General features: G+C 62.7%; 15 protein-coding genes and 1 pseudogene. 14 read left to right on the top strand and 2 right to left on the bottom strand.

What is annotated here, in order from left to right; all coding sequences use genetic code 11:
* Positions 1-379: 379 nt before the first annotated feature.
* Positions 380-1,561, top strand: coding sequence for a 5-demethoxyubiquinol-8 5-hydroxylase UbiM (ubiM, locus tag NKI29_RS24290; RefSeq protein WP_352610907.1), 1,182 nt, complete (start codon positions 380-382; stop codon positions 1,559-1,561).
* 302 nt (positions 1,562-1,863) lie between these two features.
* Positions 1,864-3,771, top strand: coding sequence for a putative bifunctional diguanylate cyclase/phosphodiesterase (locus tag NKI29_RS24285; RefSeq protein WP_352750057.1), 1,908 nt, complete (start codon positions 1,864-1,866; stop codon positions 3,769-3,771).
* A gap of 95 nt (positions 3,772-3,866) precedes the next feature.
* Here NKI29_RS24285 and NKI29_RS24280 read toward each other — a convergent pair whose 3' ends face one another.
* The gene (locus tag NKI29_RS24280; protein ID WP_023722036.1) at positions 3,867-4,136 is read right to left on the bottom strand and encodes a DNA -binding domain-containing protein; all 270 of its coding nucleotides are present in this window, start codon (positions 4,134-4,136) and stop codon (positions 3,867-3,869) included.
* Positions 4,137-4,253: 117 nt separating this feature from the next.
* Here NKI29_RS24280 and NKI29_RS24275 point away from each other — a divergent pair, with 117 nt between their 5' ends.
* A complete protein-coding gene (locus NKI29_RS24275) occupies positions 4,254-4,487 on the top strand; it encodes a helix-turn-helix domain-containing protein (RefSeq protein WP_023679646.1) in 234 nt (77 codons plus the stop codon).
* Between the two features lie 154 nt (positions 4,488-4,641).
* A complete protein-coding gene (locus tag NKI29_RS24270; RefSeq protein ID WP_352750056.1) occupies positions 4,642-4,869 on the top strand; it encodes a hypothetical protein in 228 nt (75 codons plus the stop codon).
* 214 nt (positions 4,870-5,083) lie between these two features.
* Here the strand turns inward: NKI29_RS24270 and NKI29_RS24265 are convergent, their stop codons facing one another.
* On the bottom strand, positions 5,084-5,248 hold the full coding sequence (locus NKI29_RS24265; protein WP_352624422.1) for a hypothetical protein: 165 nt from the start codon (positions 5,246-5,248) through the stop codon (positions 5,084-5,086).
* A 344-nt stretch (positions 5,249-5,592) separates the two neighbouring features.
* Between NKI29_RS24265 and NKI29_RS24260 the strand changes: the two genes are divergently transcribed.
* From NKI29_RS24260 to NKI29_RS24215, 10 genes and pseudogenes are all read left to right on the top strand, one after another.
* Positions 5,593-6,555 (top strand): ArdC family protein, encoded by a 963-nt coding sequence (locus tag NKI29_RS24260; RefSeq protein ID WP_352750055.1) that lies wholly within the window; start codon positions 5,593-5,595, stop codon positions 6,553-6,555.
* Positions 6,556-6,606: 51 nt separating this feature from the next.
* A complete protein-coding gene (locus NKI29_RS24255) occupies positions 6,607-6,753 on the top strand; it encodes a hypothetical protein (RefSeq protein ID WP_352517888.1) in 147 nt (48 codons plus the stop codon).
* Between the two features lie 14 nt (positions 6,754-6,767).
* On the top strand, positions 6,768-7,175 hold the full coding sequence (locus NKI29_RS24250) for a DUF2958 domain-containing protein (protein WP_352750054.1): 408 nt from the start codon (positions 6,768-6,770) through the stop codon (positions 7,173-7,175).
* Between the two features lie 91 nt (positions 7,176-7,266).
* A complete protein-coding gene (locus NKI29_RS24245) occupies positions 7,267-8,988 on the top strand; it encodes a ParB/RepB/Spo0J family partition protein (RefSeq protein ID WP_352797413.1) in 1,722 nt (573 codons plus the stop codon).
* A 544-nt stretch (positions 8,989-9,532) separates the two neighbouring features.
* Entirely contained in the window at positions 9,533-9,856 is a 324-nt protein-coding gene (locus NKI29_RS24240) for a DUF736 domain-containing protein (protein ID WP_023672372.1), read from the top strand.
* Between the two features lie 150 nt (positions 9,857-10,006).
* Complete coding sequence (locus NKI29_RS24235) at positions 10,007-10,276, top strand: helix-turn-helix transcriptional regulator (RefSeq protein ID WP_023679653.1); 270 nt, start codon at positions 10,007-10,009, stop codon at positions 10,274-10,276.
* Positions 10,273-10,821 (top strand): signal peptidase I, encoded by a 549-nt coding sequence (lepB, locus tag NKI29_RS24230; RefSeq protein WP_023679654.1) that lies wholly within the window; start codon positions 10,273-10,275, stop codon positions 10,819-10,821. Before NKI29_RS24235 ends, lepB begins: the two co-directional genes overlap by 4 nt.
* Entirely contained in the window at positions 10,809-11,495 is a 687-nt protein-coding gene (locus NKI29_RS24225; RefSeq protein WP_352610897.1) for a lytic transglycosylase domain-containing protein, read from the top strand. The genes lepB and NKI29_RS24225 overlap by 13 nt, the downstream gene beginning before the upstream one ends.
* Before the next feature lie 189 nt (positions 11,496-11,684).
* Positions 11,685-13,655: a relaxase/mobilization nuclease RlxS gene (gene rlxS, locus NKI29_RS24220; protein ID WP_023679655.1), complete on the top strand. Its 1,971-nt coding sequence runs from the start codon at positions 11,685-11,687 to the stop codon at positions 13,653-13,655.
* Positions 13,656-14,109: 454 nt separating this feature from the next.
* Positions 14,110-15,236: pseudogene (locus tag NKI29_RS24215) on the top strand (IS701 family transposase).
* Positions 15,237-15,396 lie beyond the last annotated feature (160 nt).

Raw genomic sequence — 15,396 nt, 5'->3', positions numbered from 1 at the left:
GCTTCGCGTCATGCCGATTTTCGGCGCGCGACGGGTGCGAACGGATCAGCCAGAATACGTTGCCGAACTTTCGGCCAGGAAAGGGCCGCACCGAACGGGAAGCCGGCCATTCGATGATGACCTGACCAGACCATGGCGTGGCGATCGACCAGTCGACCGTGAACCCGCCGTTGCCGCGTTTATCGAGCCTGGTTGATCCACATCAGGGTTATCTCTTCATAGGCATGGTTTATTGAGCATTTTTGAACGGAGAACGGATGTCTAACGGACGGTTAGGTCGCGTGGAGACGCTTGGGGAGATGAGCCGCAAACCGTGGATCGATTGCGATGCGTTCCAGTGCCCTTCGTCGCAGATAGCCGACGCAATGGCCGCACGCTGATGGCCGGCTCTGTCGATAGATTCGACGTTATTGTCGTCGGAGCCGGGCCGGTCGGACTTTCCTTCGCCGCATCGCTTGCCCAGAGCCGACTCAAGGTGGCAGTGGTTGAACGGCAGTCGCTCGAAAGCCTGGCGAATCCGGCTTTCGACGGTCGCGAGATCGCGCTGACCCACGCATCGGTTGGAATCCTTCGCGAGCTCGGCGCCTGGGATGCCATCCCCGCTTCGGACAAATCACCGCTACAAGGCGCGCGCGTGCTCAACGGATCGAGCCCTTTCGCCCTGAGCTTCGATTCTCCCAGCGGATCTGGGGAACCACTCGGAATTCTGGTCCCAAATTGTCGGATCCGCGACGCCCTGTTCAAGATTGTCCGCTTCCAGGATCATGCCCGGCTGCTGTGCGGCCACTCGGTCGTCAATGCAACAACCAGCCACAAAGAAGCAGTCATAACGCTCTGTGATGGCAGGCAATTGGCCGCTCGGCTGCTCGTTGCAGCGGATTCGCGTTTGTCCGCGACGCGCGACCTGCTCGGCATTGGCGCCGACATCAATCGGCTTGGCAACTCCATGCTGATTTGCCGGGTGAGGCACGAGCGCGCCCATCACCAGATCGCGGTCGAATGGTTCGATCACCATCAGACGATAGCGATGTTGCCGCTCATGGAAGGCGTGTCGTCGCTGCTTCTCACTTTGCGCTCAAGCGAGGCCGACAGACTGCTTGCTCTCGACGACGATTTGTTCCTCATGGAATCGACGAGCCGGTGTCGAGGACGCCTCGGAGAGATGACCTTGGCAAGCACCCGCCATGCCTATCCGCTGGTCACGACCTGGGCGCACAAGTTCTGGGCTCCGAGTGCGGCACTGATCGGCGATGCTGCCCTCGGCATGCACCCGGTGACCGCGCATGGCTTCAACATCGGCCTCAGTGGCCAGAAGCAACTCGCCGATAGAATCCTGGCGGCATGTCGCGAGCGCCGCGACATTGCTGATCCCGACATACTCGGCAGATACGAAAGCCGGCTGCGTCTGTCGGCGGCACCGCTCTATCATGCTACGAATGCACTTGTCGCTCTCTACTCAGGCGAGCACCCGGCGGCACGGCTTGCAAGACATGCAGGGCTTCGCTTTGCCCAATATCTTCCCTTTATCCGCCATGGCATTTCGGCCATGCTCAGGCGGTGAATCGCAGGCAGCGCTGCCGCTCTGGAACGCTATCTCGGCCCGGCTTTCTTTTGTCTCGCCGGGCGCGTTGATGCCGTTGGTAGGGCTGCTTCCATGGTGACGTTGCCGATCCTGGGATGATTCGGATCAAGGCACGCGTGCGGGCAAGAGCTCGATGGTCAGACGGCAAGGCCAAGAGCAGACGTGCGCCCCGAAGACATGGTGAGCGCACTGGTTACCCCCGCTGGATAGTTAACCCGTCCTTCAGTGGGCCTGCGTAAGCTTGTCCTCGCGAACAACGATGGGAGCAAGCTGGTCCGTCCATGGCCCCGAAGAAAGTAGACACGCTGGAGGCCAAAATCCGTCAGGATCAGCTTGCTGACCTGAGGACCGGCCTCTTCGTGTCGATGCCGATAAGCGGTATCCTGTCAGGCCTGATTTGGGCGGTGCACGCCCTTTCTGGCAGCGGCTTTGCCGCTGCAATCTGGTTCCTGGTCGTCAATGCGATAAATGCCGCCCGCCTTGCACTCGCGCGTTATCAGCTAAAGGAAACGGGGCGCCATGACGGTTTAGTGGGGGTTTTGCCGCGGCTTCGCTGGTTTGGCATCCTTGCTCTTCTGGCAGGGTTTGCCTGGTCCTTCCTGGCCGTCCTGACTGTTGGGTACACGACACCTCAAGCACCGCTGCATCTGGTCATTCTGGCGGGCATTTCCGCTGGTGCGGTTACATACGGCAGTTCGTATGCCGCGGCGGCGACCAACTTCATCACACCTCCGCTCCTCATCACGGTGGGTTGCCTTTTGGCGAAAGGCAATTTTGAAGACTACATTCTGGCTTTTACCGTTCTGCTCTTCATGGGCGGCTTGGTTCGAGCTTCGTTTGTTGGGCAAGCACGGTTCCGCGAAGCGAGCCGCCTGAGGCATGAGGCCGAGCGGCTTGCGGCGGAGATGAAGGCCAGTTCCAGGCAGGACCACCTGACGGCCCTTCTCAACAGGCGTGGCCTCGAACACGCTATCGGACGGTTCGAGACCGCGGATAGCCCCTTCGTGGCAATGCTGATTGATCTGGACGGGTTCAAATCCGTCAACGATACCTACGGTCACAGGACCGGTGATGAACTGCTTGTCAGGATCGCCCGCCGCATAGAGGAGGAAGCACCGGAAGGCTCAACGCTCGCTCGTATCGGCGGCGATGAATTCGTGCTGTTTTTTCCCTCAACGAGGGTTTCGCTTTCTGCCAGTGATCTCGCCTCCAATATCATAGCCAAAATTGCCCGCCCCTATATCGAGGTCGCGTCCGTCCGGGTCGGGGCATCAATAGGAATATATCTGGCGGAAAGCCCGGGCCTGACCGAAATGTTGTTGCGGGCGGATATCGCCCTTTATACGGCCAAGCGTCGTGGCAGGAACGAATTTTGCCTGTTCGATGCCGAACTCGACAGGGAACTGCAACGCCGCCAGTCCGTCGAACGGGACCTTCATTCGGCGATAAAGACGAGAAGCTTGCAACCTTGGTTCCAGCCGATCGTGAAACTCGACACCGAGGCCGTGGTCGGTTTTGAAGCCTTGCTGAGGTGGTCCCATCCGACTCATGGTGCCATCTCTCCACCCGAAATCATCACAGCTGCACGCGAAACCGGTATGCTTCAGCTGCTGACGCAAACCGTATTCGCCGACTGTTGTGCTTTTATCGACGGCTTGGTGAAAGCTGACTGTCGTGATCTCCGTGTGGCGATGAATGTTTCACCGCGCGAACTGGAAGCCGGCGATATCGACGACATGGTTCTGGATGGTCTGGCGGCAAGAGCTCTGCCTGCAACAATGTTCGAGATCGAGATTACCGAAGAATCCCCGGTGGACCCGGACAGAGTGGATGAAAAGCTCGGACGGCTTTCACATGCCGGCATTTCCATCGCGCTCGATGACTTCGGCACCGGCTTTTCCACGTTGGCATCGCTCAAGGACAGTCGGATACGCAAGGTGAAAATAGACCAGGGCTTCATTCGCGGCTTGGCCAAATCCCGAGAGGACCGACTGCTTGTCAAATCGGTCATCGATCTCGGTAACATGCTCGGGATCGAGGTCATGGCCGAGGGCGTCGAAACACAGGCGGATCGGCAAACCCTGCACAAGCTTGGCTGCAGGACCGCTCAGGGCTTCCTGTTCTCGAAGGCGGTGCCTCTGAGCCAAGCACTAGAAATGGCAGTCAAACAGCACGCGAACCAGTTGTGACCGCTCCAGCCGCGCTGTCTCTCGCGGCCGTGCGCTCATGAATGGCGGGTATCTGAACTTCCTTGTTTGAAGAGCATGACAATCCGTGCTGTGCGTCAGCCGGCGAACAGTTCCTTGTAGCCAGTCGTCACCATCCAGTTCGCCCGGTCGATATGGCTGCGAAGAGCCTTGCGGGCGCGGACCGGTTCAAGGGCCGGGTCGATGCCGAGAATGAGATCAGCCATCTCCTCTTCGCTGGCATTGTCGGCGCAGGCATCCAGGATCCTCAGGTAGATCGTGAAATGCTCCCTGTCGTAGCTCGTGAGGTTCTCCGACCAGGGGACTTCGTCGCACAGAGTTGAGTTTCGAGTCTCATCTGTTCCCATTGATCGATTCATGCCTGCGAACCTCGCCTGTTGAGCGCCCGCAGCATATCCCAAAATGGGATAATCCGAAACCGGGATTAGTCGCTGATCCGGTCTTTACCCGACCGGTTCGCCTACATGCCCAAGTCTCTTCGATCGCCCCGCCACCAGCGGTTTCTGGCCCAGCTGGTTTCCCTGCGGAAGGCCAAAGGCCTGACTCAGGCGCAGGTGGCCGAGAAGCTTGATCGTCCCCAATCCTTCGTGGCCAAGTACGAGGGTGGAGAGCGTCGTCTCGACGTCATCGAGTTTCTCGACTTAACTGCGGCGCTTGACGCTGATCCGTGCGAGATTCTGTCCAGCCTGCGGTCCTAACGGGCGCCCGCGCGCCTAACGGCTCGCGCCGGTGCTGTGAACCGAGCGCGCTTTTCTTCGGCAAGCTGCCATTCCGCTGCGGGTGGGTCTTTACCAGGCCATGCCGATATAGGATGATAATCCTAGGTGGGGCGATTCCTCAACGGAGATCGCAATGGCTAGGACCAAACTTTGCAAGCAGCTTTCACAGGCTGAAATCGAGCGCTTTCTGGCGGAGGCGGAACGGCTGCGCAAGAGCATCGTCCAGCCGCTTCTATCACCTAGCAGCAACCATTACCGGGCTCTCCAACGCACCCATGAAGCGCTGTTAAAGACGGTGAAGGATATCACGGGTAAGGATGCGCCGTTCATTCAATGGTTCGGAACAGGACCGGTGAATTAGACCCGACTTGTAGACTCCAGGCCGCAAACGTCGCATTCTCTCTTCGGAGGGAAGGGCGTGGGCAATCATAGCTATCAAAGCAACTCCTGGCTGGCTTTCTTGCCTTCGAATCGACCCTGCCGTTGTCGGCTGCAACATCAAAGCCAATATAAGCCACAAACGGGCGAGCGCGTCTATCATGATCCCGGTCAGGAATATTACTGGGACACGCGCCTCAACCTGTTGAAAGGCGAGCGCTGGTTTTGTTCGGAGGAAGCCGCGCCACGGCGGCGATGTCGTCGAGTTTCTCGACGTAACTGCGGCGCTTGACGATGATCCGTGCGAAAAATCTGTCCGGCCTGCCGTCCTGGCGGGCGCCCGCGCGCCTGACGACGCGCACCAGGTGCTCGTGAACCGAGCCCGCTTTTCTTCGGCAAGCTCAGGCGGTCTCGGCCATTCGGCTTCGCCCCTTGGCGTGGGCAGCCCTTCGGGCTGTGACGGCCGCCGCCCTTGCGGGCGGCGCGGTTTGTCTGTTGGCCTTTCCCGGTGGCGCGGGGTGGGCGGCACTCCCTTCTAGGCCCGCCGCGGCAGCCCGCAACCCTTCGCGTGCCGCTCAGGGTCCTCCTCTTCGTTCCGGTCCTTCGGATGCGGTCCGCCTCCCACGGCGGGCCTTTCCGGTCGCGACTCGCCGCCCACCTCGCTTCCGGGGAAAGGCGCGGCGATTGGCGAGCGGAGGATGAGACGATGCATGCAAACAGCAAGCGTACCGCCAGCGGAGAGGCTGGCGCAGGCAAGGGCGGGCGCCCCGGCGCCAGCCTTTATCAGGAGATCACCGACCGCATCATTGCCGAGCTGGAGCGCGGCACCGTGCCATGGGTCAAGCCATGGGGCAGCGCAAAGGCAGGCCTTGGCCTGCCGAGGAATGCGTCCACGGGGCGCACCTATTCCGGCATCAATATCCTCATCCTGTGGGGCGCGGTCATCGAGCGCAGCTATCCCAGCCAGAACTGGCTCACCTTCCGGCAAGCGCTCGTCCTTGGCGGCAATGTCAGGAAGGGCGAGCGCGGCACGACCATCGTGCATGCCGACCGCTTTGTCCCCAAGGGCGAGAAGGAGCGCGCACGCCACGAGGGCGATGAACCACAGGCCGTGCCTTTTTTGAAGCGCTTCACCGTCTTCAATGTCGCGCAGTGCGATAATCTTCCGGAACACCTCTATGCCGCCGCCGAGCCGCTGCCTCAGTGCGAGATCGTGCCGCAGGCCGAGACGCTCATTCGCGCCAGCGATGCGGATTTCAGGGTCGGCGGCGATCGCGCTTTCTACATGCCGGGCAGCGACCACATTCAGGTGCCGCCGCAGCCGGCGTTCCATCAGCAGATCGACTATTACCGGACCTGCTTTCACGAGCTTGGCCACTGGACCGGCCACCCGACGCGGCTTGCTCGCGACCTCTCCGGCTCGTTCGGCTCCAAGGCCTACGCGCGTGAAGAATTGGTCGCCGAAATCACTGCCGCCTTCGCCTGCAGCAATCTCGGTATCGAGCCGACCGTGCGTCATGCCGATTACATCGGCTCATGGCTGAAGGTGCTGCGCGAGGACAACCGCGCCATCTTCCGTGCCGCCAGTCTTGCCTCCAAGGCCGCCGATTTCCTGTTTGGCCTTCAGGCCGATGCCGAAGGCGAGGCGCAGGAAGGGATTGCGGCATGACGATGCGCGATCCTCAACTGACCGCGACCGAGCCGACGCCAAGGCGAGCAGATGCTCATTCCCGGTGTCCGGCCGATCACCACGCGCGATCGGCTCACCCTCCTGATGGACGCGCCGATGTGTCCGCGCGCGGCGCAAAAGCCGCTCGATATCGGCCTTTTCGATGAAGCCAGCAGAAATCAACTCGACCTGTTCTGACAAGGAGTCTTTCCATGATCCTGATCACCGATCCACTGCGCGCACGACTGCTCGCCAATGGCGCCGCCGACGCCGACATCGACCATTTTCCCGTTGTGAAACTGTTTAATCCGACAGGTGCCGCCACGTGGCTTTTGACCGAACTCGACGCCGATGGCGACACGCTGTTCGGCCTTTGCGATCTCGGCTTCGGCTTCCCCGAACTCGGCAGCGTCAGTCTGGCCGAGCTTGCATCCCTAAAAGGTCCGCTTGGCCTCGGCATAGAGCGCGACCTGCATTTCCAGGCGCGCTTTACGCTCTCCGTCTATGCCGAAGCCGCCCGCATTTGCGGCCACATCACCGAGGCCGAGCGACTTCTGCGGCAGGCAGCAGACGCCCTTTCAAAGCCCCATTCCGAGCTTCCGCCCGACACGGCGGAATAGCAGCGCCGATAGGCGCAAAAACCGTCCCGCCGCGCCGGCCTTCGGCCTCTGCGGCGGGGACAACCTCAACCAAAGCGAAAGGAGAGTAACCATGCAGCTTGCCCACATTCCCTTGGATCAGCTCAACATTTGCGCGCTCAACATGCGCCATGGAAAACGCGCGCCCGACATATCCGACATCCTGCCCTCCGTGCGTGCGCGCGGCGTGCTGGTGCCTCTCCTTGTGCGGCCGAACGGCCAGCCGGAAACCTTCGAGATCGTCGCCGGCAGGCGGCGCTATTTCGCCGCGAAATCGCTTGCCGACGAGCGCGGCGAAGGCGATCCCTTGCCCTGCGCCATCATGGAGGACGGTGACGACGCCGATGCGCTGGAAGCCTCGCTGATCGAAAACCTCGCCCGCCTCGATCCTGACGAAGTATCGCAATGGGAGACGTTTTCGCGGCTCGTCAGGCAAGGCCGCACCGTTCCGGACATCGCTGCGACCTTCGGCATCACTGACCTGAAGGTCAAACGCATTCTGGCGCTTGGCTACCTCTTGCCCAAAATCCGCGAAGCCTATCGGCGCGAGGAGATCGACGCCGAGACGGCGCGCCATCTCACCATGGCGTCCAAGGCGCAGCAGAAGGACTGGCTGGCACTCTGTGCCGATCCCGATCAATACGCGCCGCGTGGCTTTCAATTGAAGCAATGGCTGTTCGGCGGCCAGTCGATTTCCACCAAGGTGGCGCTGTTTGCCATCGACGAATACCCCGGCCTGATCACCTCGGACCTGTTCGGCGAGGACAGCTATTTCGCCGATGCCGACCTGTTCTGGCAAAAGCAGAACGAAGCGATTGCCGCCAGACGCGACACCTATCTCAACGACGGCTGGAGCGAGGTGGTGCTGCTGGAGCCGGGCCAGTATTTCCACCCATGGGACCACGAGAAGACCCCGAAGAAGAAGGGCGGCAAGGTCTTCATCGCGGTCACGTATCGCGGCGAGGTCGAGTGTCACGAGGGCTGGCTGTCACACAAGCAAGCCCGCCGCGCCCGCGAGGGCGGTGAGCAAGACGAAACAGCCGCCAAGCCGCCGCGCCCCGAACTCACCGGCCCGATGCAGAACTATGTCGATCTGCATCGCCATGCTGCCGTGCGTGCGGCCATGCTCGACCATCCCGCCGTGGCGCTGCGCCTCGTGGTGGCGCACGCCATCACCGGTTCCGGCTTGTGGCAGGTGCGCCGTGAGCCACAGCGCGCAGCCAACGAGACGGTGACTGCCAGCCTTGCCGGCTGCAAGGCTGAAGCTGCATTCGGCAAAAAGCGGCGCGAAGTGTTGGCCCTGCTCGGATCACCGGATGAGGATGGCGTGGTCGCCGGCGGCAATGGCGACGCCTTTGCTATCGCCGGCGTGTTCGCGCGCCTCTTGGCGCTGTGCGACGACGATGTCATGCGCGTTCTCACCCTTGTCATGGCCGAGACGTCTGCAGCCGGCAGCACCGTCATCGAGGCGCTCGGCAACCATCTGAACGTCGATATGGGCACATGGTGGCAACCGGACGATGCCTTCTTCGACCTCTTGCGCGACAAGGAAATCGCCAATTCGATGCTGGCCGAGGTCGGCGGCAAGCTGGTCGCGGACGGCAATGTCGCCGAGAAGGTCAAGACGCAAAAGAAGATCATCCGCGACTTCCTGGCGGGCGAGAATGGCCGCCTCAGGGTCGAGACCTGGCTGCCGCGCTGGATGAAATTCCCCGCCGAAAGCTACACCAGTCGCGGCGGTTTCCGCACCGCCGATCAGTGGGCACAAGTGCAGCCGCTGTTCGCGCGCGAATAGTCGATCAGGGCCCGAGCGGCGGTTCTCTCGAGTGCCGCAGCTCAGGTCGCGCGCGCCGCTCCGGGCCGCGCCGGCTGCCGATTGCTCGTCTTGTCGAGTCAGTGCCGCGCGCGAGAAATCCCGACGCCAATTCGCCCCCGTTTCGGCAGCCCTGCACCACGCCGGGTTGCTTGCCGAGGCGCCAGGCGCATGGGTCCAATTGTCCGATCGGGTTGCCGACAGAGCCCGCGCAGCCGGCGCCCTGTAATGCCGCCTGCTCGTTGTGCCGCCGATCGCGCCACCTGTCTCCATGTGTCTCAGGGACCATTCCCCTGCGGCTGGCTTGACGACCTATGGGCGGATCCGGCCCGCCCGAAACCCTCGCCAGCAGCTTTTTTCCCCGCCGCCTGCGGCGGCTTCCTCGCGCCGCTTCGCTTCAAAAAAGCTGCCCGCTCGGGTCCTCCGCTATCGCTGCGGCCGTCCCGGTTCCGGCGGTCCGGACGCGCCCATCACGGTCCGCCATCGCAGGGGAATGGTCCCCTACGAGCACCAAAGGAGACTGAAAATGACCGCGATCGGATACGTTACCAAACAGGAAAACGGCGGCTACAAGGGCCAGCTCAAGACGCTTAGCGTCCGCGCCGACATCGACATCGTGCCCAATCAGGCAAAGAGCGCCGACACCCATCCCGACTTCCGGGTGCTGACGCAAGGGGTCGAAGTAGGGGCCGGCTGGATCCGCACCGGCGAGACCTCCGGCAAGGACTATGTGAGCCTGTCGATTGCCGCCCCGGAGTTCGGCCCGCGCAAGCTCTACGCCAATCTCGGCCGCGCCGCCGGCCAGGATGACGACGACACATACGCCATCATCTGGAACCCGGTCGACTGAACCGCCAGCCTCGAGCCCCGCGCCGCAACCGGCGCGGGGCTCTTTCGGGAGGGGGCGGCGAAAACTCGCCCCCCACTCTTCGCCCGTCCCCAAAACGATCTCGCTCGCCGATCCTCGCCTTCGCTTGTCCGTAGCGAAACGAGGATCATCATGGACGACGAAAACGAACGCGCGGCCCGCGCGAAGAAGGGCAGTCCGTTTCTCAACACCGCGCAGGCCGCCTTCTATATCGGGCTGTCCCAGCGCACGCTGGAGAAGATGCGGCTCAAAGGCGGCGGCCCGCAATTTCGCAAGCACGGCCGCTATGTCCGCTATCACATCGACGAGCTCGACGACTGGTCGAAGGGACGCGCGCAGGAGACCAGGCCCGAGGATGCCGGGCACGATTCCGGCTCGGCCGGTGAGGGAGGCCGCTCATGAGCCGGCGTCCCACTATCCGTCTGATCGGCAGCCATCTGCGGCGCATTCGGGCGCGCAAGACGATCGCCGTGGCTAGTGCAGGCCTCAGCCTGATCGGCTTCGCCGCCTTCGGCAAACCATCGCCCTGGCTGGTCTGGAACGCCTCGGCCAGTGCGCCGGTCGGCCTTTATCGCGTCGCGTCCGGATCGCCGGCTCGTGGCGATCTCGTGCTCGTCCGCCCGCCAAAACCGGTCGCCGATCTCGCCGCCGAACGCTTCTATCTGCCCAGCAACGTGCCGCTGGTCAAGCGCCTTGCCGCGCTGCCTGGCGAGCATGTCTGCGCCTTCGGCGACGCCATCATCATCGGCGGCGAGATTGTCGCGCGCCGGCTGGCAACCGACACGCAGCACCGTCCGCTGCCTTGGTGGAATGCCTGCCGCAAGCTCGCCGCCGACGAGTTTTTCCTGCTCGGCAACGATAGAAACCGCTCCTTCGACAGCCGCTATTTCGGGCCGGTGCCGGCCGAAAATATTGCGGGGAGGCTCGTGCCGCTATGGACCGAGTAACCCTCCTGATGCTGGGCATGGTCGCGATAGCGCCATGCGCCTGTTCCGCCGCGACCGACGCTCAGCCGGCCGCCATCTCCCGTGGTCCGCAGCTCCAACGATGGCAGCCCTTGGTGGCCGAAGCAAGCCGGCGATTCAGCATTCCACAGCCCTGGATTTATGCCGTCATGGATGCCGAAAGCCGGGGGCAGACAATGGTGGACGGACGGCCGATCACATCGAGCGCCGGCGCCATTGGCCTCATGCAGGTGATGCCCGGCACCTACGAGGAGGTGCGCGCAGAGCTTGGCCTGGGAGCCGATCCGCACGACCCTCGCGACAACATTCTGGCAGGCACTGCCTATCTGCGCGCCATGTATGACCGCTTCGGCTTTCCCGGCCTGTTTGCCGCCTATAACGCTGGGCCGGACCGCTACGAACAGCATTTGCAGCGTGGGCGACCGCTGCCCAGCGAGACGGTTTCGTATCTGGAAGAGCTCAAGGCGGCGGGGATCTCGGCCGCCGACATGGACGCGTTCACCGGCAAATCCCGTTCCGGAAAAGCGCCGGAAATCCCGTCCGGGCAGTCGCTGTTTTTCCTGCGAAACGGTGTTTCCGCGACCGATCCGAATGGCCAAATTGTGGTGCCGCTCGGATCGGAGCGAGCAAGGTCAGGCCGGCCGGATCGCAGGTGAGGGCAGGGGTACCGTGGGTCGGGGCAGGAAGGCAGGGAGGCAGGTCCGCTGAAGGCAAGATAAAGGCATCGCCTCCTGGAGCCGGCGAAGTCTTTGTCTGCACATCGTTTTTCACGGAGGCTGCCTTCAGCGTCAGGAGAGCTGCTGCCGACAAACATGTGATTTTGTTAAAGATTACTAGGAGGCTCAATGCAGGATGAAGAGTTCAAGCCGAGCCTGGGCAAAATCGGATCGCGCGGCTCGAAGGCAGGCAAGCGTTTCGCCGGCCAGATTCGCGCCGCGATCAACCGAGCCGGCGGCGGCAGCGGTCGCCGTGGCCGCTTCATCGGAAGCCGGGCGGGGCGCGGCGGGGCTGCTGCCGCCGTTCTCAGAGCGCGCGATCGCCACGCGGCGTTTCGGCAGCGGCGCGCCGTCGTCAAGGCGCGTATCGTCAAGCTGGCCGGCAAGGGTGTTGACGGGGCACGTGCACACCTTCGCTACCTCCAGCGCGACGGCGTCACCCGGGAAGGCGAGCCTGGCGAGCTCTATAGCGCCGACAGCGACCGCGTCGATGGCAAGGCGTTCATCGATCGTGCCGATGGCGACCGGCATCAGTTCCGCTTCATCGTCGCACCTGAAGACGGCATCGAGTATGACGACCTCAAGCCGCTCACGCGGCGCCTCATGGCGCAGATGGAAGGAGACCTCGGCACCAAGCTCGACTGGGTCGCTGTCGATCATTTCAACACTGGTCATCCGCATACCCATATTATCGTCCGCGGCAAGGACGACCGCGGCGAAAATCTTGTCATCGCGCGAGACTACATCTCGTCTGGAATCCGTGAACAGGCGGCCGAGCTGGTCAGCCTCGACCTTGGCCCGAGAACGGACCGCGAGATCGAGCAACGCCTGCGCCAGGAAATGGAGCGGGAACGCTTCACCAGCATCGATCGGCAGCTGCTCCGCATGCGCGACCATGAGGGGCATGTCTCACCGGCCAGCCGAGACACGTTTCGCCAGACGCTGCACCAGGGCCGCCTGCGCAAGCTCGAGCGGATGGGTCTGGCTGAGGAAGTCGGCTCGGGCCGCTGGCGCCTTGATGGCGAGCTTGAAGCGACGCTGCGCCGCATCGGCGAGCGGGGCGACATCATCAAGACCATGCACCGCGAACTGACCGGCAAGGGGCTCGCCCGCAGTGCCGCCGACTATGTTGTCCATGATCGATCTGCAGAGCAGATGCAGCCTGTCGTTGGCCGCATCGTTGCGCGCGGCCTGGCCGACGAAATCACTGACCGCCATTACCTCGTCGTCGACGGCGTGGACGGCAAAAGCCACTATGTTGATATCGGCAAAGGCGAGGCCACCCAACCGACGCCAGAGGGCTGCATAGTGCGGGTCACGCCGAGGGACACCGGGCCAAGGCAAGTCGACCGCACAATTGCCGAGATCGCCACGGCCAATGACGCGCGCTACAGCATCGATATCCATCTCAAGCATGACCCGTCGGCCACCGAACGCTTTGCCGAAACGCACGTGCGGCGACTGGAGGCGATCCGCCGGGCGACCGGTCGTGTCGAGCGCGAGCCGGACGGCACCTGGATCGTCGCACCGGATCATCTCGACCGTGTGTCTGACTACGAGCGTAAGCGAGCGAGGGCCGAGCCTGTCACGGTTCACAAGCTCTCATCGATGCCGCTGGAGAGACAAGTCAGGTTCGACGGCGCCACCTGGCTCGATCGAGAGCTGGTTTCCGACACACCGGAGGCCTTGCACAGCTCTGGTTTCGGCCGCGATGTCCGAGAGGCGCAAGGCCGCCGACGGCAGTGGCTGATTGCGCAAGGTCTTGCTCGGGAAGAGCAGGACCGGATCGTCTATCGCGCCAACATGCTTTCGATGCTGCGTCAACGTGAGCTGAACCGTGTTGCCGGTCAACTGTCTGACGAACTCGGACTCTCGTATTCCGAAGCGCAGCCTGGTGATCGAATAGAGGGTCGATTGCGCCGCTCGATCGACCTTGCCAGCGGCAAGTACGTCATAGTCGAGAAGGCGCGCGAGTTCACGCTGGTACCATGGAGGCCAGTGCTTGATCGGTCTATTGGCAAGGAGGTGTCTGGTGTCATGGGTGGGGAGGGGATTTCATGGACCATCGGCCGGCAGAGAAGCGGACCAAGCATTTCGTGACATGACTACACAACTTCTTTTGCCCGCCTTGAAACAGGTACTCAGTCCGGACGGAGTTCGCCTGCTAATTGCCCGCGGCATTGATCTCGCGAGGGATAAATGGCTGGTCGTGCAAGACTTATCGTTCGCTCTACAAAAAGCGCCGCGATGATTCATCGTGTTCCATGATTCTGAGCCAAAACCCTCCTGCGCCACCACGGCACTCTTCCCGGTGCCACGGAAGCCGCGCCGACGACGGCGGTGCCGGCCTGGTTGCGCAGGGCTGCCGCCGACCCAAACAGTTGCGGCGCATTGAGGACATTGCAATCACTGCATGTGCGGCCATCGGCGCGCTCGATGCGATGGTCCGCCAGCTAGAGAGGTGGGCTGGCGCCTGGTGACAGCGCCTAGGGCTTTCGGCGGCCGCGGTACGGCGAGCAGGCTCGCGGCGTCGAGGATGAAGCCGCACTTCGCGATGTTCTTCTGCTCACACGACCGGGAGACGAGTCGGCCCCACGGGCCGGATGCTTGTTGGCCGCTCACAGCGCTGAAGGCGCGGGTTGGGCGGGTGCTTCCTCGTCGTGAGTTGCGGGAAACGGGCGCAGATTTCCTTGACGGCCTTCTTTCCGGCATTGAGCGCAAGACAGGCTGGCTGATGGCTGAGCAATCCGGAGCGGAGCGGCCCTATCGGATGCAGTCGCTGAGGATGGCGTCCTGATCGTCGACGAGACGGGATTTGTGAAGAAGGGCGATCGTTCCGCCGGTGTCGCGCGTCAGTACTCGGGAACGGCGGGGCGGATCGAGAACAGCCAGGTCGGCGTGTTCTTGGCTTACGCGAGCCGCTACGGCCAAGCGCTGGTCGATCGTCGCCTTTATCTGCCGGAGAGCTGGACAAGGGATCGGGCGCGATGTGCCAGAGCGTCGATCCCGGAGATGGTCGAGTTTGCGACCAAGCCAAAGATGGCGCGCGCCATGGTCGAGGCGGCGCTCGATGCCGGCGTCCCGTGCGCTTACGTTCTGGGCGACGCTGTCTACGGGGCGGACAGCAGCCTTCGCCGGATGCTGGAAGCTCGCGAGCAGCCCTATGTCTTGGCGGTTCGAGGCGCTCACTTCATGCGCCGGGGAGGGGATCGTCTGTTTGAGGAAACCTCGCCCGAGGAACTGGCCAGCGAGTTCGAGCCCGACGACTGGGCCTGTCATGCGGCAGGTGAAGGCGCCAAAGGCCCTCGGCTCTACGACTGGGCACGCATCCGCCGCCCTTGGACGTCAAAAGGCGGCTTCGAGCATTGGCTTCTCGTCCGCCGCAAGCGATCGACATCCGGAGAAAAAGCCTACTACCTGGTCTTCGCCCCGCCCGGTTCCTCCTTGGCCGAATTGGCGGCAGTGGCCGGCCTGCGCTGGGCGATCGAGGAGTGCTTTGAGCGCGCCAAGGATGATCTCGGACTTGATCATTGCGAGGCTCGGTCCTGGCACGGATGGCATCGCCACATGAGCCTGTGCATGGCCGCCCTGGCATTCCTCTCGAAGCTATCGGCTGATCTTCGCCGCAGCGCATGGAGCAAACCGAACGAAACGAGTCCAAAGGAGCCAATCGCCGCCTGATCCGGATGGCTGCGCTCGTCCCGAGCGTCCCCGAGATCCGCTATCTCCTCGCCGCCTCATCTTCCCACCGACACAAAAGCCCTTCATCATCGCCTGGTCGCTATGGCGACGACGACATCAGGCTGCGGCCACCATCTGTCACTACAAACGGCATCGGCAT

Origin of the sequence: Mesorhizobium sp. M0678, assembly GCF_040320505.1 — a bacterium.
GTDB lineage: Bacteria > Pseudomonadota > Alphaproteobacteria > Rhizobiales > Rhizobiaceae > Mesorhizobium.
The sequence above is the reverse complement of the archived record's forward strand: the minus strand, read 5'-3'. Positions and strand labels throughout refer to the sequence as shown.